The organism is Streptomyces sp. NPDC093085, assembly GCF_040683935.1.
In the GTDB taxonomy this organism is placed as follows: Bacteria; Actinomycetota; Actinomycetes; order Streptomycetales; family Streptomycetaceae; genus Streptomyces.
Window position 1 is genome coordinate 1,119,351 of sequence record NZ_JBFBFB010000001.1, and the last position, 18,857, is coordinate 1,138,207.

Annotated in this window: 19 protein-coding genes and 1 tRNA gene; 13 read left to right on the forward strand and 7 right to left on the reverse strand. The window is 74.1% G+C overall.

The annotated features are described in order from the left end of the window. The first annotated feature begins 91 nt into the window (after nucleotides 1-91). The 4 genes from AB0O07_RS04575 to AB0O07_RS04590 all read left to right on the forward strand — a co-directional run bounded on the left by AB0O07_RS04575 (nucleotide 92) and on the right by AB0O07_RS04590 (nucleotide 5,433). Nucleotides 92-619 carry a MarR family transcriptional regulator gene (locus AB0O07_RS04575; RefSeq protein ID WP_365626683.1) on the forward strand — a complete coding sequence of 176 codons (528 nt, stop codon included), beginning with the start codon at nucleotides 92-94 and terminating at the stop codon, nucleotides 617-619. 219 nt (nucleotides 620-838) lie between these two features. Further along, nucleotides 839-1,252 (forward strand): STAS domain-containing protein, encoded by a 414-nt coding sequence (locus AB0O07_RS04580; protein WP_365626686.1) that lies wholly within the window; start codon nucleotides 839-841, stop codon nucleotides 1,250-1,252. Between the two features lie 204 nt (nucleotides 1,253-1,456). Beyond that, complete coding sequence (locus tag AB0O07_RS04585) at nucleotides 1,457-2,011, forward strand: hypothetical protein (RefSeq protein ID WP_365626689.1); 555 nt, start codon at nucleotides 1,457-1,459, stop codon at nucleotides 2,009-2,011. A 131-nt stretch (nucleotides 2,012-2,142) separates the two neighbouring features. After that, nucleotides 2,143-5,433 (forward strand): family 78 glycoside hydrolase catalytic domain, encoded by a 3,291-nt coding sequence (locus tag AB0O07_RS04590; RefSeq protein WP_365626692.1) that lies wholly within the window; start codon nucleotides 2,143-2,145, stop codon nucleotides 5,431-5,433. A 38-nt stretch (nucleotides 5,434-5,471) separates the two neighbouring features. On the opposite strand, the gene cobF is transcribed toward AB0O07_RS04590, so the two are convergent. Next, nucleotides 5,472-6,242, reverse strand: a complete 771-nt coding sequence (cobF, locus tag AB0O07_RS04595) for a precorrin-6A synthase (deacetylating) (RefSeq protein ID WP_365626695.1) — start codon at nucleotides 6,240-6,242, stop codon at nucleotides 5,472-5,474. Nucleotides 6,243-6,378: 136 nt separating this feature from the next. On the opposite strand from cobF, the gene AB0O07_RS04600 reads away from it, so the two are divergent. The 3 genes from AB0O07_RS04600 (at nucleotide 6,379) to AB0O07_RS04610 (ending at nucleotide 9,643) form a co-directional block, all read left to right on the forward strand. Next, a complete protein-coding gene (locus AB0O07_RS04600; RefSeq protein WP_365626698.1) occupies nucleotides 6,379-7,098 on the forward strand; it encodes a (Fe-S)-binding protein in 720 nt (239 codons plus the stop codon). Beyond that, nucleotides 7,095-8,663, forward strand: coding sequence for a LutB/LldF family L-lactate oxidation iron-sulfur protein (locus AB0O07_RS04605; protein WP_365626701.1), 1,569 nt, complete (start codon nucleotides 7,095-7,097; stop codon nucleotides 8,661-8,663). Before AB0O07_RS04600 ends, AB0O07_RS04605 begins: the two co-directional genes overlap by 4 nt. A gap of 335 nt (nucleotides 8,664-8,998) precedes the next feature. After that, a complete protein-coding gene (locus AB0O07_RS04610) occupies nucleotides 8,999-9,643 on the forward strand; it encodes an LUD domain-containing protein (RefSeq protein WP_365627999.1) in 645 nt (214 codons plus the stop codon). Here the strand turns inward: AB0O07_RS04610 and AB0O07_RS04615 are convergent. Next, nucleotides 9,591-10,112, reverse strand: coding sequence for a DUF309 domain-containing protein (locus AB0O07_RS04615; RefSeq protein ID WP_365626704.1), 522 nt, complete (start codon nucleotides 10,110-10,112; stop codon nucleotides 9,591-9,593). The two genes, AB0O07_RS04610 and AB0O07_RS04615, sit on opposite strands and share 53 nt — an antisense overlap. Before the next feature lie 106 nt (nucleotides 10,113-10,218). On the opposite strand from AB0O07_RS04615, the gene AB0O07_RS04620 reads away from it, so the two are divergent. The 3 genes from AB0O07_RS04620 (at nucleotide 10,219) to AB0O07_RS04630 (ending at nucleotide 12,375) form a co-directional block, all read left to right on the forward strand. Next, nucleotides 10,219-10,292: transfer RNA gene (locus AB0O07_RS04620), tRNA-Pro, on the forward strand. Nucleotides 10,293-10,392: 100 nt separating this feature from the next. After that, a complete protein-coding gene (locus AB0O07_RS04625; RefSeq protein ID WP_365626707.1) occupies nucleotides 10,393-11,673 on the forward strand; it encodes an APC family permease in 1,281 nt (426 codons plus the stop codon). An 87-nt stretch (nucleotides 11,674-11,760) separates the two neighbouring features. Next, nucleotides 11,761-12,375, forward strand: coding sequence for a hypothetical protein (locus AB0O07_RS04630; RefSeq protein ID WP_365626710.1), 615 nt, complete (start codon nucleotides 11,761-11,763; stop codon nucleotides 12,373-12,375). Between the two features lie 25 nt (nucleotides 12,376-12,400). Here AB0O07_RS04630 and AB0O07_RS04635 read toward each other — a convergent pair whose 3' ends face one another. From AB0O07_RS04635 to AB0O07_RS04650, 4 genes are all read right to left on the reverse strand, one after another. Continuing rightward, nucleotides 12,401-12,565: a hypothetical protein gene (locus tag AB0O07_RS04635; RefSeq protein WP_365626713.1), complete on the reverse strand. Its 165-nt coding sequence runs from the start codon at nucleotides 12,563-12,565 to the stop codon at nucleotides 12,401-12,403. After that, nucleotides 12,562-13,578: an LLM class flavin-dependent oxidoreductase gene (locus AB0O07_RS04640; RefSeq protein ID WP_365626715.1), complete on the reverse strand. Its 1,017-nt coding sequence runs from the start codon at nucleotides 13,576-13,578 to the stop codon at nucleotides 12,562-12,564. The genes AB0O07_RS04635 and AB0O07_RS04640 overlap by 4 nt, the downstream gene beginning before the upstream one ends. Continuing rightward, the gene (locus AB0O07_RS04645; protein ID WP_365626718.1) at nucleotides 13,575-14,060 is read right to left on the reverse strand and encodes a hypothetical protein; all 486 of its coding nucleotides are present in this window, start codon (nucleotides 14,058-14,060) and stop codon (nucleotides 13,575-13,577) included. The genes AB0O07_RS04640 and AB0O07_RS04645 overlap by 4 nt, the downstream gene beginning before the upstream one ends. A gap of 204 nt (nucleotides 14,061-14,264) precedes the next feature. Then, nucleotides 14,265-14,330, reverse strand: a complete 66-nt coding sequence (locus AB0O07_RS04650) for a putative leader peptide (protein WP_365628002.1) — start codon at nucleotides 14,328-14,330, stop codon at nucleotides 14,265-14,267. 484 nt (nucleotides 14,331-14,814) lie between these two features. On the opposite strand from AB0O07_RS04650, the gene AB0O07_RS04655 reads away from it, so the two are divergent. The 3 genes from AB0O07_RS04655 (at nucleotide 14,815) to AB0O07_RS04665 (ending at nucleotide 17,881) form a co-directional block, all read left to right on the forward strand. Next, nucleotides 14,815-16,134 (forward strand): sulfite oxidase, encoded by a 1,320-nt coding sequence (locus AB0O07_RS04655; protein WP_365626721.1) that lies wholly within the window; start codon nucleotides 14,815-14,817, stop codon nucleotides 16,132-16,134. A 289-nt stretch (nucleotides 16,135-16,423) separates the two neighbouring features. Next, on the forward strand, nucleotides 16,424-16,951 hold the full coding sequence (locus tag AB0O07_RS04660; protein WP_365626724.1) for a hypothetical protein: 528 nt from the start codon (nucleotides 16,424-16,426) through the stop codon (nucleotides 16,949-16,951). A gap of 78 nt (nucleotides 16,952-17,029) precedes the next feature. Continuing rightward, nucleotides 17,030-17,881 (forward strand): hypothetical protein, encoded by an 852-nt coding sequence (locus AB0O07_RS04665; protein WP_365626727.1) that lies wholly within the window; start codon nucleotides 17,030-17,032, stop codon nucleotides 17,879-17,881. A gap of 81 nt (nucleotides 17,882-17,962) precedes the next feature. On the opposite strand, the gene AB0O07_RS04670 is transcribed toward AB0O07_RS04665, so the two are convergent. Further along, entirely contained in the window at nucleotides 17,963-18,817 is an 855-nt protein-coding gene (locus AB0O07_RS04670; RefSeq protein ID WP_365626730.1) for an NAD(P)-dependent oxidoreductase, read from the reverse strand. Nucleotides 18,818-18,857: the final 40 nt, after the last annotated feature.

Here is an 18,857-nt window from a genome sequence, read left to right on the forward strand (position 1 = left end):
GTCACTGTCGTTCAGCTTTCCTCAAGGGGCCGGTTCGGTCCGTGGTCGGTCCGGGCTGACAGATGGCCGTGCCGGATGAAAGGGTGGACCGATGTCCCGTTTCACCGGTCAGCCGCACCGACGCGAGCAGGTCGCCGAGGCCGCCTGTGCCGCCTCGGAACTGCTCGAAGTGCTGTGGGGACGCGGCCAGGAGGCCGCGCCGTCGGGTCCGGTCTCGCCTTCCCAGCTACGGGCCCTTCTCGTCATCGAGCAGCAGGAAGGCGCCAATCTGCGCACCCTCGGCGAGGTCCTCGGGTCGCGCGCCTCCTCCGTGAGCCGGCTCTGCGACCGGATGGAGGCGATGGGGCTGGTGACCCGCTCCCAGAGCCGCACGAGCCGGCGCGAGATCGAGCTGCGGCTGACCCGGCGCGGCCGCACCGTGCTGGACGAGTACCGCGCCTTCCGCACCCGCGAGGTGGCCCTGGTGCTGGAGCGGATGGAGCCCTCGGAGGTGCTGATGCTCGCCGAGGGGCTGCGGGCCTTCCGCGCCGCGGCGAGCCGGAGCCTGGGCGGCGACGGGCGCGCCGGGGCCAACGGGGCCGCGGACGCCGCGCGGGACGACGTCGCGGACAGCGCTTAGCAACATAGGGGCCCACTTCCTGACATCGACACGTTACTCTCCGCGCAGAGCACCTTGTGCGGAAGCAGTGAACAGATTGTTGCGCACCGGCGAATGTTGTCAAATGGCAACTATCGCTTCTATCGTGGTCCCGTCCTGTCCTGTCCCGTCCCGCCCCGCTCACACCTCCCGCTAAGGAATTCGGTGCACCCTCAACACAGCGCAGGTCAGGGCCCGGGAGTGGTCACGAGACGGACCGGCGACGCCGTGGTGCTCACCGTCGGCGGCGATCTCGACCTGGAGACCATCGCTCCGCTGGCCGCCGCGGTGACCGAGGCGGCCGCCACCGGCGCCGGCCCGGTCGTCGTGGATCTCTCCGGGGTCACCTTCGCGGACTCCACCACGGTGAACGTGCTGCTGCGCGCCCGGGGTTCCCTGGGGCCGAGGCTGCGCCTGGCCCGGCCCTCCGCCTTCGTGCGGCGCCTGTTCGACGTGATCGGCCTGGAGCAGGCCCTGCCGGTGTACGCCACGGTCGAGGCCGCCCTCGTGCCCGCGCCCACGGAGCCGGTCGGGCCGCCGGGCCTGCCGGCCCCGCGGGAGCGGCCGGAGCTCTCGGAACGGGGCGGTCCCTCGGAGGCGGGCGCGGTCGGCTAGCGGCGCCCGGACCACCCGCACGGCGCCCGGACCACCAGCACGGCGCCCGGACCACCAGCGCGGCGCTCGCGCCGGGGCGCGCGCGGGCGCCCGGGGCACACCCCGTTTGACCGGCTCCGGCGGGGCGCAGCCTTTCCGCGTCCCGGCGGCGCAGACGCCGGGGCTCCCGGGGGGACCGGGACTCCGGCGGAGCGAGGGAGTGGGATGCGCGCGACAGACGGCCCCGGTACGAGCACCACGGGACGACTAGGGCGAAGGGCCCGCGCGGTGCTCGCCGGGGCGGCGCTGCTGCTCCCGGCCGGCTGCGCGAGCGGTACGGTGCCGCCCTTCCCGCCGCCCGCCACGGTGACGTACACCGTCCCCCCGCCCGGCGTACCGCACCCGGCGCCGGACCGTACCGGCTGCGCGGACGCCGACTGCGAGGCGGAGCTGACCCCGGGGGAGACCCTCGCCTTCGGCCGGGGCGCCGCCGCCGGACGCCTCGCGATCACCGCGCTGGACGGCGCCGAGGTGAGCTGGGAGCTGCCGGGGGCCCGTCAGTGCGGCGCCTCCGGGCCCGGGAACATCCGGATGCACGGGGACGGCGGCGGCTGCCGGGGCACCGTCGGCGCGGGGACGGACATCACCGCGAACGGGGTACGGGTGACCTTCGTCCGTGTCGGGGCCGGAACCGTCCGCGTACGCCTGACCCCGGGGCCCGCCGGCGACCACCCCGCCCTCCGCCCCGAGGCCGCCCCCGGCGTCGTCTCCGCCTTCTGACGCACCCGGCGACGCCGGATCCCGGGGTCTTGTCGTGCACACACCGCGCCTCTACGATGCATAGCCGGGATATGAAACGTTTCAATCCCCCTCCTCGATTCCCTTCCTCCTTCCAAGGGGCCGCTATGGGCATGGGCTGGACACGCCGGGGTCTGCTGCACACCTCCGTGCTCGGGGCGGGGGCCGGTCTCACCGGACTGACCGTCGGATCGCCCGCCGCCGCGCAGGGCCCCGGCGAGCCGGGCGCGCCGGGGGCGGCGGGCGGCGGAGGGGGCGCGGGGCTCCGTATCGTCTCCACGACCGTCGAGTACGCCGACCACGTCCTCGGCACCGATGTCGCCGCGCCCCTGCTCTCCTGGGTGCTCGACGGCGGCCGGGGAGCACGGCAGAGCGGCTACCAGATCCGGGCCGCGACCGGCCCGCGCGCCCTGTCGGCCGGTCGCCGGCTCCTCTGGGACACCGGCCGCGTGGCCTCGGACCGTACCGTCGCCGTGGCGTACGCGGGGCCCGCGCTGCCGCCCCGTACCCGCTGCCACTGGCAGGTCAGGGTCTGGGACGCCGAGGGGCGCGCCTCCGCGTGGAGCGAGCCCCGCTGGTGGGAGACCGCGCTCGGCACGGAGCCCTGGCAGGCCCGGTGGATCGGCGCCGACCAGCCGCCCGCGCCGCCCGGCTTCGACGGCGCCGCCTGGATCTGGACGGCGGACGCCTCCACCGAGGGCGCGCCCCTCGGCTCGCGCTGGTTCCGCGCCGCCCTGGAACTCCCCGCCGCCGGGGACATCGCGCGGGCCACCCTCCTCGCCACCGCCGACGACGACTTCACGCTCCACCTGAACGGCCGTCAGGTCATCGGCATACCCGAGGAGGTGGACGCCTGGCGGACCGGCAGGACCGCCGATGTCACCGCGGCCCTGCGCACCGCCGCCACCGACGGCGCCCCCGCCGTGCTCGCCGCCGTCGCCACCAACCGGGGCTCCGCCGCCGTCAATCCGGCCGGACTGCTCGTCCGGCTGCTGGTCGAGACCGCCGACGGCGCCACCCGCCACCTGGTCACCGGGGCGGGGTGGCGGGTCACCGGGCGCGAGGAACCCGGCTGGGAGCAGACCGAGTTCGACGATTCGGGGTGGCAACAGGCCACCGTCCTCGCGCCGTACGGGCAGGGGCCGTGGGGGAGCGGGGTCGCGGTCGCCGTGCCCGAGGCGCCCGCGCCGCTGCTCCGCCGCGCCTTCACCCTGGCGAAGCCGGTCACCCGCGCCCGGCTCTACATCAGCGGACTCGCCTACTACGTGGCCGAGTTGAACGGCACCCGGGTCGGCACCCAGGTGCTCGACCCCGGGTTCACCGACTACGACGAGACCGTCCTGTACGCCGTGCACGATGTGACCGCGCTGCTCCGGCGCGGCGCCAACGCGATCGGCGTCACCCTCGGGCGCGGCTTCTACGGGATGACCACCCCCAACGTATGGAACTGGCACCGGCCCCCGTGGCACGGCGAACCCCGGCTGCTCTGCCGGCTGGAGGCCGACCACCCCGACGGCTCCCGCACCACCGTCGTCTCGGACACCGACTGGCGGCTGACCGAGGGCCCCACCCTCACCAACTCCCTCTACGCGGGGGAGACCTACGACGCCCGGCGGGCCCCGGCCGGATGGACCACCCCCGGCTTCGACGACAGCGGCTGGCGCCACCCGGCCGAACAGCCCGCGCCCCGGGGCACCTTGCGCGCCCAGCCGCACGACCCCATCGAGATCACCGCCACCCACACCCCCGTCGCCGTCACCGAGTGGAGACCCGGGGTGTACGTGGTCGACATGGGCCGTACGACGGCCGGCTGGACCCGGCTGAGCGTACGGGCCCCGGCCGGCACCGTCGTCTCCCTGGTCCACGGCGAGAAACTGAAGGAGGACGGCAGCGTCCACGCCGAGACCGGCCATGTGCCGGGCCGCTTCCAGCGCGACGAGTACATCTGCGCGGGCGGCGGGGCCACCGAGGTGTGGGAGCCGTCGTTCTCGTACAAAGGCTTCCGGTATGTGCAGGTCAGCGGCTTGCCGACGGCGCCGCGCCCGGGCGACGTGGTGGCCAGGACCGTCCATACACCGGTGGCCGAGGTCAGCGGCTTCGCCTGCTCCGAGCCCTTCTACGAGCAGCTCGACCGCGCGATGCGCCGCACCCTCCTCAACAACCTGCACGGGATCCCCACCGACACCCCGATGTACGAGAAGAACGGCTGGACCGGCGACGCCCAACTCGGCGCGCCCGTCCTGGAGTACGCCTTCGGGGTGCACCGCTTCCTCACCAAGTGGCTGGACGACCTCGCCGACAGCCAGAACCCGGACGGGCAGCTCCCGGTGATCGTGCCCAGCGGCGGCTGGGGGTACGGCGACCTCGGCCCCTCGCCCGAGTGGACGACCGTATATCCCTTCCTGGTACGGGAGATGTACCGGATCTACGGCGACGAACGGGTGGCCCGCGACCACTGGACCACCCTCACCCGTTACCTGGACTGGGAGCTGGCGCGGCTGGTCGACGGACTCGCGGTCACCGCGCTCGGCGACTACCTCCCGCCCGGCTACGGCGGCAACCCGCCCGAGGACACCCGGCTGACCGCCACCGCCTATCTCCACCGCGCCCTGACCCACACCGCCGAACTGGGCGACCTGATCGGCCACCCCGGCACGGCGGCGCGGTACCGGAGCGCGGCGAACGGCCTCAAGGACGCCCTGAACGCCGCCTTCCTCGGCCCGGACGGCCACTACCGGACGGCAAAGGATCCGGGGTACCGGCAGACCTCCAACGCCCTGCCGCTCGCCTTCGGCCTGGTGCCGGGCGGCGCCCGCGCCACGGTGGTCGAGAGCCTCGTCCGGGACATCGCCGCCCGGGGCACCCACCTCAACACCGGGGCGCTCGGCACCAGTGTGCTGCTCCGGGTGCTCTGCGCCCACGGCCACCCCGAGGTGGCCCACGCCCTCGCCACCCAGCGCACCTACCCGAGCTGGGGGTACTGGTTCGACAACGGCGCCGACACCATGTGGGAGATGTGGCCGGCCGACTCGCGCTCCCGCGACCACTACTTCCAGGGCACCGTCGTCCAGTGGCTCCACGAGAACGTGGCCGGGCTCCGCCCCGGCGACGCCGGGTACCGCACCTTCACCGTCCGGCCCGACGGCAGGACCGGGGTCACCTGGGCCCGCACCTGGATCCGTACCGTCCGGGGCGAGGCCTCGGTGGCCTGGTCGGCGATCGACGGCGCGCTGCGGCTCTCCGTACGGGTCCCGGTCGGCGCCACCGCCGAGATCCATGTACCGGCCGACGGCCCCGGCCAGGTCACCGCCCCCGGCGCGGCCACGTACGCGCGGACCGAGCCGGGGTTCGTGGTCTACCACGCGGGCCACGGCGACTGGGAGTTCGTGGGGCGCGCCGGATGACCCGGCCGGCGCCCCCGCCGGTCCCCGCCGGAGCGGGCTCAGTCGCGGCGGAGCAGATACGTGTCCATGATCCAGCCCTTGCGCTCCCGCGCCGCCGCCCGCACCTCACCGATCTCCTCCGCGACCTCCGAGAGCCGCCCGGAGACCAGGATCTCGTCCTCGGAGCCCACATAGGCGCCCCAGTGGATGACCGGGTCGGTGTCGAGATGGCGGAGATACGCCTGCTGGGCGTCGAGCATGACCACCACGTCGTCCACCCCCTCCGGCCACCCCTGCGCCAGCCGCCGCCCGGTGGTGATCTGTACGGCCCGGCCCACCCGGTTCAGCGCCACCCGGTGGCGCGCGGCCAGCGCCGAGACACTGCTGATGCCGGGGATCACCTCATGGTCGAAGCGGACCGTGCCGCGCGCCAGGACCTCCTCCAGCACGGCGAGCGTCGAGTCGTACAGGGCCGGATCGCCCCAGACCAGGAACGCCCCGGTGGTGGCGCCCTCGGGCCCCTCGGTCAGCTCCTCGGCGAACGCCTGCTCGAAGAGGAGGGACCGGCGGGTGCGCCACGCGTCCACGGCGCCCGGATAGCCAGGGCCGTCGGTGGTACGGTCCCGCGCCGGGTCGGGGATCTCCACCAGCCGGTGCCCCTCGGCCGCGTACTGCCGCAGGATCTCCTCGCGCAGCCCGACAGGACCGGCCCGCTCGCCGCCCTTGTCGAGCAGAAAGAACACATCCACCCGGCCGATCGCCTTGATCGCGGCGACGGTCAGATGGTCGGGGTCGCCCGCCCCGATTCCGATGACATAGATCTTCCTCACCTGTCGGAGTCTGCCGTACGGCGGGGACCCGGATGCACAGCGCCTCCAGAACGGAGACATTCATAGGATGTCTGAGAACGTATCACCCCGCGCCGGGGACTACCGTGCGGCGCCGGGGCCGACATATGCTCCGCCCATGCGCGCCGCCCTCTTCGTCACCTGCGTCAATGACGCCGTGTATCCGTCCACCGGGATCGCGACCGTACGGCTGCTCGAACGGCTCGGTGTCGAGGTCGACTTCCCCGAGGCGCAGACCTGCTGCGGCCAGCCCCAGTTCAACACCGGGTACCGGCGCGAGACGGAGCCCCTGGTGCGCCGTATGACCAGCGCCTTCGAGGGGTACGACTATGTGGTCACCCCCTCCGGGTCCTGCGCCGCCATGGTCCGCCACCACTATCCGAAGATCGGCGACGGGGCCGCTGCGGCGCTGGCGTCCCGTACGTACGAACTCACCGAGTTCCTGGTCGACGTGGTCGGCGTGACCGATGTCGGCGCGTACTTCCCGCACACCGTCACCTACCACCCCTCCTGTCACGGAGTGCGTCTGCTGGGCCTCGGGGAACGCCCGCGCAGACTCCTCGAAGCCGTCCGCGGACTGGAGCTGAGGGAGCTGCCGGGCGCCCAGGAGTGCTGCGGCTTCGGCGGCACCTTCGCCGTGAAGAACTCCGATGTTTCCGTCGCGATGGGCCAGGACAAGGTCCACCACGCCGTCTCCACCGGCGCCGAGGTCCTCTGCGGCGCCGACAACTCCTGCCTGATGCACATCGGTGGCATCGTGAGCCGCGAGGCCGCCCCGCTCCGCCCGGTGCACCTCGCCGAGATCCTGGCCTCGACCGAAGAGGAGCCCTGGTCATGAGTGGTACGTATCTGGGCATGCCGGCCTTCCCGGTGGCCGCCAGGGAGGCCGTCGCCGACACCACCCTCCGGGGCAACCTCCGCCACGCCACCCACACCATCCGCGACAAGCGCGCGGTGGCCGTGGGCGAGCTGGCCGACTGGGACCGGCTGCGCGAGGCCGGCAAGCGGATCAAGGACCACACCCTGCGCCACCTCGACCGCTACCTCCTCCAACTGGAGGAGTCCGTGACGGCGGCGGGCGGCACCGTCCACTGGGCCGCCGACGCCGACGAGGCGAACCGGATCGTCACGGAGCTGGTGAAGGCGACCGGCGAGCGCGAGGTAGTCAAGGTCAAATCGATGGCCACCCAGGAGATCGGCCTCAACGAGGCGCTGGCGGCCGAGGGCATCGCCGCGTACGAGACCGACCTCGCCGAGCTGATCGTCCAGCTCGGCGACGACCGGCCCTCGCACATCCTGGTCCCGGCGATCCACCGCAACCGGGGCGAGATCCGCGACATCTTCCGCGACCGGATGGCCGACTGGGGCAGGGCCGCCCCGGACGGCCTCACCGACACGCCCGGCGAACTCGCCGAGGCGGCCCGCCTCCACCTGCGCGAGAAGTTCCTCCGCGCCAAGGTCGGGGTCTCCGGCGCCAACTTCATGGTCGCCGAGACCGGCACCCTCGTCGTCTTCGAGTCCGAGGGCAACGGCCGGATGTGCCTCACCCTCCCCGAGACCCTGATCTCCGTGGTCGGCATCGAAAAGGTGGTGCCGGGCTGGCGGGACCTGGAGGTCTTTCTCCAGACCCTGCCGCGCTCCTCGACGGCGGAGCGGATGAACCCGTACACCAGCATGTGGACCGGCACCCACGACGCGGACGGCCCCAGCACCTTCCATCTGGTCCTCCTCGACAACGGCCGCACCGCGACCCTCGCCGACGAGGTCGGCCGGCAGGCGCTGCGCTGCATCCGCTGCTCCGCCTGCCTCAATGTCTGCCCCGTCTACGAACGCGCGGGCGGCCACGCGTACGGCTCCGTCTACCCCGGCCCGATCGGCGCCATTCTCACCCCCCAGCTCCGGGGCACCGGGAGCGAGATCGACGCCTCGCTGCCGTACGCCTCCTCGCTCTGCGGGGCGTGCTACGAGGTCTGCCCGGTGGCCATCGACATCCCCGAGGTCCTGGTCCACCTCCGGGAACGGGTCGCGGAGACGGGCGGCAAGGGCCACCGCCTGGAGAAGGCCGCGATGAAGGCGGCCGGCTGGGTCTTCGACCACCCGCGCGTGCTGGCCGCCGGCGAACGCGCCGCCACCGCCACCCGCCGCCTCCACCCGTCCCGGCCACCGGGCGCGGGAGCCTGGACGGACGCGCGGGACCTGCCCCGGCTGCCGGCGAGATCGTTCCGCGACTGGTGGAAACACCGGGACGACGGGGACCGCCGTACGGGGAGCGGGGGCGGCGCGGCCGAGGCCCGCCCGGCCGGGGGCGAGAGCGCCGACGGCAGGACCGGCCCCCGAGAGAACACCACCCCCGGCACCGGCGATCCCACCCCCCGCACCCCCCGTAAGGACACCGGCACATGAACGACAGGGCCCCGGGCACCCCGGCCCCCGACACCCCTGCCCCGAACACCCCGGCTCCGGGCACCTCGGCTCCGGGCACCTCGGTCCCGGACACCCCGGTCCCGGACACTCCGGCGCCGGACACTCCGGCGCCGGGCACCTCGGTCCCGGGCACCTCGGTCCCGGCCACCTCGCTCCCGGACACCCCGGCCGCCGACACCTCGGCCCCCGACACCCCGGCCGCCGCCCCGAAGCCCGCCACCGACGGCACTCCCGGGACCTCCGGGGCTCCGGGGGCCGCCGCCCCGAAGCCCGCCACCGGTGGCGCTCCCGGGGTCTCCGGTTCCCGTGCCCGGATCCTCGGCCGGATCCGTGCCGCCCTCGCCGATGCCCCCGAGGCGCCGGAGGTCACCCGGGACTACCTCGACGCGCACACCCCCGCGCGCGGCGCCGTCGACCTGCTCGCCGAGAACCTCGCCGACTACCGCGCCCTCGTCCACCGCACCGGCCCCGCCGGACTCCCCGCCCTCGTCGCCCGCCTGCTGGCCGGCCGGGGCGCCCGTACCGTCCTCGTACCCCCGCTCCTCCCCGCCGACTGGCTCTCCGCCACGCCGGAGTCGGTGGTCCGCGTACCGGACAGCCACGACGCGAGCCCGGCCGCGCTGGACGCCGTCGACAGCGTGGTCACCGGCTGCGCCCTGGCCATCGCGGAGACCGGCACCCTGGTCCTGGACGCCGCACCGGACCAGGGGCGCCGCAGGATCACCCTCGTCCCCGACCACCACATCTGCGTCGTCCGCACCTCGGACCAGGTGGTCGTCTCCGTCCCGCAGGCCCTGCCCCGCCTGGACCCGACCCGCCCGCTCACCTGGATCTCGGGCCCCTCGGCCACCAGTGACATCGAACTCGACCGGGTCGAGGGCGTCCACGGCCCCCGTACGCTCGAAGTCATTCTGGTCGACGACGCTCCCGACCCCCCGGCCGCCGATCACCCCGGGTGAGCCGGGGCGCCTCCCGGGCGGCGTCCACCGCCCGGCCGTCATGGAGCCGCGCCGCCAACTCCCGGGCCCAGGAGGTCAGTCCGGCGAGATCCAGACCATGAGGGGTACGGTCGGGGGAGGCGTCGAGCACCGCCGCCCCGCGCAACAGCAGCCGCGCCCCGCCCGTCACATTGCCCCGGGCGGCATGCGTCAGCCCGACCGCGAGCTGCGCCATGCCGCGCCAGAGCGCCCGCTCCGCCTCCGGCCCCGACTTCCACGCGTCCTCGAAGACCTCGTGGGCGTGGAACGGCATCCCCGCGTCCAGCAGCCGCTGCGCCTCCCGCACCGTCTCCCCGGCGGAGCGCACCACCCCCTCGGGCTGCCGCGCCACCCCCTCGGCCCCGTACGCCAGGGGCCGCCCCAGCCCGTCCCGGGGCCGGGCACTCCGCGCCCGCCCCGCACTGTCACGGTCCCGCCGCTCACCCGTCATCCCCCGATTCTCCCCCGCCCGGCCCGCGTCCGGCCGTCCCCCGGAGTGGGGTAAAGTTCTCTCCGTGCCCGGCCACCAGGGAGATCCTCCCGGCGGAACGGCACATCGGGACGTGGCGCAGCTTGGTAGCGCACTTGACTGGGGGTCAAGGGGTCGCAGGTTCAAATCCTGTCGTCCCGACGTGTGAACGTCGCACGTCAGGGGGTGGGCCAGAGAAATCCGGCCCACCCCCTGACGGCGTTTCGGGGACCAGGCGACCGCGCCGCCGGGGGAGTGGGCCATGAGCACGCCATCGACGACCGCCTCCGGTGCGCCGGACGGGCTTCAGCGACGGCTCGGGGTCTCCGACGCCGTGGTGATCGGCCTGGGAGCGATGATCGGCGCGGGGATCTTCGCCGCGCTGGCCCCGGCCGCGCACGCCGCCGGGTCGGGGCTGCTGATCGGCCTGGCGGTCGCCGCCGTGGTCGCCTTCTGCAACGCCACCTCCTCGGCCCGGCTCGCGGCCCGCTACCCGGCCTCCGGCGGAACGTACGTCTACGGGCGGGAACGCCTCGGCGACTTCTGGGGCTACCTGGCCGGGTGGGCCTTCGTGGTCGGCAAGACGGCCTCCTGCGCCGCGATGGCGCTCACGGTCGGCTCGTACGTCTGGCCGGGCCAGGCGCACGCGGTCGCGGTGGCCGCGGTGGTGGCGCTGACCGCGGTGAACTACGGCGGGGTGCGGAAGTCCGTGCTCCTGACCCGGCTGATCGTGGCCGTGGTCCTGGCGGTCCTCGCCGCGGTGGTGGCCGCCTCCCTCACCTCCGCCACGGCCGACCCGGCCCGCCTCGGCATCGGCTCGGACGCCACGGCCGGCGGGGTGCTCCAAGCGGCGGGCCTGCTCTTCTTCGCGTTCGCCGGCTACGCCCGCATCGCCACCCTCGGCGAGGAGGTCCGCGACCCCGCGCGCACTATCCCCCGGGCCGTCCCGCTCGCGCTCGGCATCACCCTCGCCGTCTACGCGGCGGTCGCCGTCGCGGCGCTGACGGTCCTCGGTCCCGAAGGGCTCGCGCGGGCCACGGCCCCGCTGACGGACGCCGTACGGGCGGCCGGCGCCGACTGGCTCGCCCCCGTCGTCCGCGCGGGCGCCGCCGTGGCCGCGCTCGGCTCGCTGCTCGCGCTGATCCTCGGGGTCTCCCGCACCACCCTGGCGATGGCCCGGGACCGGCACCTGCCGTACGCCCTGGCCGCAGTACACCCCCGGTTCAAGGTGCCGCACCGGGCCGAGGTGCTGGTGGGCGCCGTGGTCGCGGTGGCCGCCGCGACGGCGGACGTGCGCGGGGCCATCGGGTTCTCCTCCTTCGGCGTCCTGGCGTACTACGCCGTCGCCAACGCCGCCGCCTGGACGCTCACCGAGGACGAGGGGCGGCCGAACCGGCTGATCCCGGCCCTCGGGCTGGCCGGATGCCTGGCGCTGGCCTTCGCCCTGCCCCTGTCCTCGGTGGTCTCGGGGGCCGCGGTGCTGGCCTGCGGCGCCGCCGTTCACGGCATCCGCCGCCGGGGCCGACGGGACCGAAAGGGCTGAAGCCTGTCGTCGTGCGGGTACGAGCGGGGTAGTGATGTCGGCGTCATCGGTCAGGGCTGTCGGAACGGGTGGGAACGGGTGGGAGCGGTGGGTGCCGTGGGTGAGCGGGAGACATGGGCGACGGAGGAGTTCGGCGCTTCGCACGAGGGGGCGATCGGTGTGCTCCTCGCTGACGGCACCGTTCCCGCACCCGTCGTGAGAATGAGCAACTCCGCCGGTTCCGGACGGTCGGTCTCGCAGTGGAACGTCTACAACGGGCGCCGCTGGCACGGACCCCGCGCGGCCGTGCTGCGCGCGGTGTGCTCCTGCGGCTGGACCGGCCCGGAGCACCCGCTCGACTGGGACGAGATCGGCGATCAGGATCCGCTCGCGGCGGACTTGGACGCGCCGGAGGATTGCTCCCGGGAGTGGGACGAGCACATCACCGAGGTGGAGGCGTCCGCCATTCCGCTGCCGGACCCGCTCGCCGCCCTCCTGGCCGAGGTGAAAGAGGAGATCGAGAAGCTGGCGAAGAGCTCACCGCTCGCGGCCTTGCGGGCGGCCCGCCGGCTGGAGGTGACCGCGGCGGAAACGGGCTACTGGGCGGCGTACGACCTTCAGGAGGACATGACCGTCGAGCGGGCCGCCGCCGGCCTCGGGCTCTCCGAGGACGCGGCACGGAAGCTGGTGGCCCGCTTCGGCCGCTGGAGCCCGTACGCCTGACGCGGCGCGCCCGCCGGGGGCGGGTTCACGCGGAGAGCACGGCCGTACGGCGCACCTGGCCGGTCGCGGCGGTGGCGGCATCGCCGCGTACGGTCGCGTCCCCGGTGGGCACGGTCGACCGCTCGGGCGGCTCGCCCAGCCTGCCCGGCGACGCCGGGGCACGGACCAGGACCGTCGCGCCCCGCCTCACCCTCCCGGCCGCCACCCCAGCTCCGGGGCGATCAGATGCCGTACGTCGTGCAGGATCTGCTCGTACTCGGCGCGCCGGAACTCGTACGGCAGCTCCACGCGCAGCTCCGAGACCCGCGCCAGCACGGGGTCCGCCGTCAGCCGCTCCAGTATCCGCTCGGCGGGCCCCACCAGGTCCGGGGCGAAGAGCATCCGCTTCGGCCCCTGGGGCGCCAGGGTGCGTGCGTGCCGGCCGGCCGCGTACTCCCGGTAGCGCGCGCGGGTGGCCGCGTCGGCACTGTCGTACGGCACGATGACCCGCCCGAGCGCCACCCGGGCGGGCCGGTCGCGGGGGAGCGCCCCGCGGTACGCGGTGAGCAGGTTGAGCTGGGCCGTGGTGAAGTCGTCGGTGCCCTCACCCGAGACGATGTTGCCGGAGAGCAGATTGAGCCCGTTCCCGCCGGTCCAGCGGCTCGACCGCAGGCTGCCCCCGCCGTACCAGATCCGGTCCACCAGGCCGGGGCTGTACGGCTGGAGCCGTGGCCGCTGGGTGTTGCCCGGCGAGTGGATCACCGTGTCCGGGCCGCCGAGATACCCGCCGCGCAGGTTCTCGACGACCCGGGCCACCCGCCCGTAGGAGAGGTCGAAGGAGCGCCAGTCGCCGTCGTACACCAGGTCACCGAGGAGTTCGGCGTGCGGCATACCCGTACTGAACCCGGCCTGGAGCCGGCCGCGCGACAGCACATCGGCCAGGGAGAGGTCCTCGGCCAGCCGGAACGGGCTCTCGTAGCCGATGGGGATCACCGCGGTGCCCAGCTCGACCCGCTCGGTCCGCTGCCCGGCCGCGGCGAGGAAGACCGCCGCCGAGCCGACCCCGTGTTCGAGGTGGCGCTGCCGGATCCAGGCGCCGTCGTACCCGATCCGCTCGCCGTACTCGAAGAGCCGCAGCGTCTCCTCCAGGCCCTGGTACGGGTCGTCGTCCGCGAAGTTCCCGGGGGTCAGAAAGGCCAGCGAGGTGATGCCGGGGAGGCTCATACGGCCTCCGTCCCGTACGCGCGGGCCGGGTCCGCGCCGAGCGGCGCCGGGGCCGCCGACCCGTCCTGGCCGGAGGCCAGCTCCGCCAGATCGCGGAGGATGTCGGGGACGTGGTTGCTGACGATGCGTCCGCTCCAGCGGTCGCGCAGCGCGGGCACGGTCAGCGGTCCGTCGTAGCGGTGCGCCGTCGCCTCGTAGGCCCCGCGCAGCGAGGCGAAGCCGTCGGGCGTACGGACCGGGTCCGTCAGTACCGTGACGGCGACGGACCCGGTGAGGCCCAGCAGTTCGAGGACGGCCGAGACACTCGCCGACCGGGGACAGCCCGCGGACAGGTAGAGGCCGTAGCGGTGCGGCGCCGGGTAGAAGCCACCGGCGGCGCCGACACCGATCCGGCTCCGGAAGCGGTACGGACGGGGGGAGCCCGCCGCCCTGGGGCGGGATCCCTGGGCCAGGACGGAAACGCGCGACGTTGTCTCGGACATGACTCTCCCTGGGGGGAACGGAGGAAGCCACGGTGGCCGGAGAGGCACACCGGCGGCCGGATACGGGGCGACTGCGCCGTCGGACACGGTCCGGTCCGGATCACAGGGACCACAAGGGCCACAAGGGCCACAGGGTTACGGGGTCACGGGATCACGGCGATCACACGGTCGGAGGGACCGCGCGGACCGGCGACGGAGAAGAGATCAGTACGCGCTGGAAACGCGCGACAGATCGATATGCAGGCGCCTCGTCAGACCGTTCCTGGGCATTGCCACCCGTCTCACTTCCGGGGCCCGCTAGCCGCGAGACCACGCCTGCCCCGCCCGTCGCCGTGGCGGGTGCCTGTCGGCAGGCCGGGGCCGATGACCACAGGGGCGGTATACCCGCATCGCCGAGGCTGACAATCGTGACCGTCCACACAAGTTTCCGGGGCGCTCCGTCACGCCCGCCAAGAAGGCCCCCGGTTTGTACCGTCCGTATGTCCATCCGCCCGTACGGGCTGACGCGGCGTCCGCTCTGACCTACGATCGCCGCGTGGTCGCCAACAGTCGAACCTCCGCCGTGTGCCGCCGTATGCCGCACGGCCGCTGTTGTCGCTGACCCGCCGGTCCGATCCGCACCGGACCCGCTGAGCCTTCGCGCCTTCGCGCCTTCGCGCCTTTGCATCCTTTCCTTCGATCCTTCGGATCGCCTTCCTCGTCACCTTGACGACTCCCGTACTTCCGTACTCCCGACTCTCTGGAGCAGACACCCATGCGTATCGACGAGTCCGCGTACGACCGGCACCGCCTGGGCCAGTGGCTGGCGGGCGAGGCCAGAGCCGAGGGCGTCTCCCGGCGCACCTTGCTGCGGCTGGCCGTCGCCGCGGGCGTGGTGACCGCCTCGGCGGGCCGCCCCGCCCGCGCGACGGCCGGTACCACGGCCCCGGCATCGGCCCCGTCCCCGGCCCCCGCCGCCGATCCCGTCCCCGGTTCCGGGATCGTCAAGCCCCTGCCGCCGGAGCTGTTCACGATCCGGGGCACCAACGCCGAGACCAACTGGGCCACGCTGCGCGGCACCGGCTTCCACACGCCGGCGGACCGGTTCTTCGTCCGCAACCACACCTCGACCCCGCGCATCGACGCGGACGACTGGCGGCTCAGGCTCTGGGGGAGCGGGCTGCGCGGCGCCCCGGGGCCGGACCGGGCGGTCGAGTTCGGCCTCCGGGACCTGCGGCGGCTGCCCTCCGTGACGCTGGACGCGTTCGTGGAGTGCGCGGGGAACGGCCGCAGCTACTTCACCAGCCAGCAGGGCGCCACGGTGACCGGCACCGCCTGGACGCTCGGCGCGATCGGCACCGCGCGCTGGCGCGGGGTCCCGTTGGCCGCCGTGCTGCGGCTCGCGGGTCTGACCCGGTCTGCGGTGGACCTTCAGCCCAGGGGTCTGGACGACGAGTACGTGGCCGACGGAGTGAGCCTGGGGCGGGTCCGCAGGCCGCTGCCCGTCGCCAAGGCGCTGGACGACGTGATCCTCGCGTACGAGATGAACGGCGAGCCCCTGCCGTACGACCACGGCCACCCGGTCCGGGTGCTGGTGCCCTCCTGGGTAGGCATCTCCAGCATCAAGTGGGTCGGTGACATCGAGGTGGCGGACCAGCCGCTCTACTCGCCCTGGAACACCGACTTCTACCGGCTCTTCGGGCCCGCCCATCCGCCCGAGGGGAGTGCCCCGCTCACCCGGCAGACGCTCAAGAGCGCCTTCGAGACCGGTGCGGGCGCCACCTTCGCCGCGGGGGTGGAGCATCGGCTCACCGGCCGCTCCTGGTCGGGGGCCGGAGCCGTCCGGCAGGTTGAGGTCAGCACCGACGGGGGTGCCACCTGGCTCCGCGCCGACCTCCATGACCGCCCCCGCGCCCACGCCTGGTCCCGCTGGTCGGTGCCGTGGCGGCCGACCGCCCCCGGACCGGCCGCCCTGCTGGCCCGGGCCACGGACACGGCGGGCCGCGTCCAGCCCGACACCACCACGCCCAACACTCAGGGCTACCTCTTCGACGCGGTGGTCCGGCACCCCGTCACGGTGGTCGCTCCGGTGTGACCGGGATCGGGGGAGAGGGCATGAAGGGTGAGGGACGAGGGGTGAGGGACGAGGGAGCGTATGGCACCCCACGGCACCCCACGGCACCCCACGGCGCCCAGGCACCCCAGGCGCCCCATGGCGCCCTATGGCGCCACTTCTGGCATCACGGTGTGTCATGAATGGCGCCATGGGGAGCGGCCGAATTTCCCCGCATGTTCGCAGGTCGGCGCTGTAATGGCGGGGAGATGCGGGGTCTGGCGCCACGGAAGGCTTGCGAGTGGCGCCACTGTGGTGCCATGATGGCGTCATGGATCTCACCCCCTATGTCGACACCCTCCGCCGCGAACTCGCGGTAGCCGCCGAAGCCGGCGGGGAGGACGCCCGTGAGCTGGCCGAGCGGCTCACCGCGCCTCTGGAGTCGGCGACCCGTCTGACCCTGCTCCATGTGCTCTCCGCCGCGATGGACGAGATCACCCGCGAACTCGCCCCGGGCTCCGTCGATGTACGGCTCCGGGGGCTCGACCCCGACTTCGTGGTGACGCCGCCGCCCGTCGGCTCCGGTGCCGGGGGACCGGCCGTCGTGACCGCCGAACCGGTTACGGCGCCGGTGCCCGCCGAGGGCGACGACGGGGGCACTGCCCGCGTCAATCTGCGGCTGCCGGCCCACCTCAAGGCGCGGGCCGAGGAGGCCGCGGGGCGCGAGGGCCTCTCCGTCAACGCGTGGCTGGTACGGGCCGTCTCGGCCGCCGTCGGGGCCACCGCCGGGCCTGCCGGGCCGCGCGCCCCGGAGCAGGTCCGCACCCTCGGCAAGAGCTTCACCGGCTGGGTGCGTTAGCCGCCCCCGCCGCACGTCACGCCCTACCCGGAACCACGGATCACCCGACGACCACGAACCCATGAGGACGGTACAGCCATGCCTTCTTTCGACACCCCCGAACCGATTTCCGTCACCGGCCACCTGGGCGCCGGCTCCCTCCGCCTCGTCGCGGCGGACCGTCCCGACACGGTTGTCGAGGTCCGGCCCCGCGACCCCGGGCGGGACAGGGACGTACGGGCCGCCGAGCGCACCGAAGTCGGCTGTGTGAGCGGCATCCTGACGATCAGGGCCAAGGAGCGCCCCCTCATCGGGCCCAGTGGGTTCGTCGACGTGACGGTCGAACTGCCCACGGGGTCCCGCGTCGACGTCACCGGCTCCTGGGCCGAGGTGATCGGCGAGGGGCGGCTCGGCGAGGTCCGGGTCAAGAACTCCTTCGGCGATGTCCGCCTCGACGCGACAGGGCCGCTGAAGGCGACCGTGCCGCACGGCGCGCTCACCGTGGACCGGGTCGAGGGCGGCGCCGAGATCACCAGCGCCACCGGCAGCGTGCGCGTCGGCCACATCGAGGGACCCGCCGTCCTGAAGAACGCCAACGGTCCCACCACCGTCGGTACGGTCACCGGCGAGCTGCGGCTCAGCGGCGCCAATTCCGGGATCGACATCGGGCGCGCCGGTGCCTCGGTCACCGGCACCGCCACCAACGGCCGGCTCCATATCGCCGAAGTCTCCTCCGGCGAGGTCCGGTTGGAGACGTCCAACGGCGCCATCCAGGTCGGCGTCCGCGCGGGTACCGCCGCCTGGCTCGACCTCGGCTCCGAGCGCGGGCAGGTGCGCAACGCCCTCGCCGCCGCCGAGGGCCCGGAGGAGACCGAGGGCTCCGTCACCATCCGCGCCCGCACCGGCTGGGGCACCATCGACATCCTCCGGGCCAAGGAGCCCACGGCCTGAGCCCCCGTCCCGATCCCGGCCGCCCGATCCCGGCCGCCCCGCGCGGATCGCCAAGGGTGGAGCGGCCCGGCGCGGTGATGGTCACATGGCTCCGGCGTCCCGGGCCGTCCAAGCGCTCGGGTAGATCGGCCGGAAGCCGAGCTCGCGGCGGATGCGCTGGTTGGACATGATCCCGAACCACGGGTCGGGGTCCGGGAACTCGTCGAGCCCGGCGGGCACCTCGACGCCGTTGAGCTGGTACAGCTCGACCGTCGTGACGGGAGCGTCATCGGCGATGTTGTAGATCCGGCCGGCGATACCCGGCGCGTACAGCAGCCGCATCAGGCCCTGGGCGACGTCGGCGTGGTGAGCCATGTGCAGGCGCTGGTGCGGCGCCCAGCGGGCGGCCCAGTGCAAGCAGTCGGCGAGGTGCGGATCGCCCTCGCCGTACACGAAGGGGAGCCGCCCGATGCGTACGTCCAGGCTCGTGAGCGCGAGCAGCTCGCGTTCGGCCTCGGCCTTGGACGCGGGGTAGGCACCCCACATCGCGCCGCCCGGCCGGCTCTCGTCCTCCTCGGTCAGCGGGCGGCCCCGTCCGCTGCCGTACACATTGCTCGTGCTGACCTGCACGAACCGCTCCACGCCGGAGGTCTGCGCGGCGCGGCCCAGGGCCACCGCGGCATCCCGGTTGACGGCCCACGCCTCCTCGTCCGGCACCCCGCGGAAGGCGGCGGCGACGTTGACGACGGCGTCCACGCCCGCGAGTGCCGTGCCGAGCGCCTCCTCGTCGCGCAGGTCGCCCACGGCGACCTGCGCGCCCAGCTCCGCGAAGCGCTCGCCGCGGGCCGCGTCCCGCACCAGGACCCGCACCTGCTCGCCCGGCTGTCGCCGGGCCAGCAGCCTCGGTACGAAGCGGCTTCCGACGTGTCCCGTCGTACCGGTCACCAAGGTCAGCATGGTGTGCTCCTCACGCACTCTGTCGCCTGTTGTCGACGAC

Coding starts and splice junctions, on each gene's coding strand:
- AB0O07_RS04575 (WP_365626683.1), top strand. CDS start 92: ATGTCCCGTTTCACCGGTCAGCCGCACCGACGCGAGCAGGTCGCCGAG.
- AB0O07_RS04585 (WP_365626689.1), top strand. CDS start 1,457: ATGCGCGCGACAGACGGCCCCGGTACGAGCACCACGGGACGACTAGGG.
- AB0O07_RS04590 (WP_365626692.1), top strand. CDS start 2,143: ATGGGCTGGACACGCCGGGGTCTGCTGCACACCTCCGTGCTCGGGGCG.
- AB0O07_RS04600 (WP_365626698.1), top strand. CDS start 6,379: ATGCGCGCCGCCCTCTTCGTCACCTGCGTCAATGACGCCGTGTATCCG.
- AB0O07_RS04605 (WP_365626701.1), top strand. CDS start 7,095: ATGAGTGGTACGTATCTGGGCATGCCGGCCTTCCCGGTGGCCGCCAGG.
- AB0O07_RS04615 (WP_365626704.1), bottom strand. CDS start 10,112: ATGACGGGTGAGCGGCGGGACCGTGACAGTGCGGGGCGGGCGCGGAGT.
- AB0O07_RS04625 (WP_365626707.1), top strand. CDS start 10,393: ATGAGCACGCCATCGACGACCGCCTCCGGTGCGCCGGACGGGCTTCAG.
- AB0O07_RS04640 (WP_365626715.1), bottom strand. CDS start 13,578: ATGAGCCTCCCCGGCATCACCTCGCTGGCCTTTCTGACCCCCGGGAAC.
- AB0O07_RS04645 (WP_365626718.1), bottom strand. CDS start 14,060: ATGTCCGAGACAACGTCGCGCGTTTCCGTCCTGGCCCAGGGATCCCGC.
- AB0O07_RS04655 (WP_365626721.1), top strand. CDS start 14,815: ATGCGTATCGACGAGTCCGCGTACGACCGGCACCGCCTGGGCCAGTGG.
- AB0O07_RS04660 (WP_365626724.1), top strand. CDS start 16,424: ATGGATCTCACCCCCTATGTCGACACCCTCCGCCGCGAACTCGCGGTA.
- AB0O07_RS04665 (WP_365626727.1), top strand. CDS start 17,030: ATGCCTTCTTTCGACACCCCCGAACCGATTTCCGTCACCGGCCACCTG.
- AB0O07_RS04670 (WP_365626730.1), bottom strand. CDS start 18,817: ATGCTGACCTTGGTGACCGGTACGACGGGACACGTCGGAAGCCGCTTC.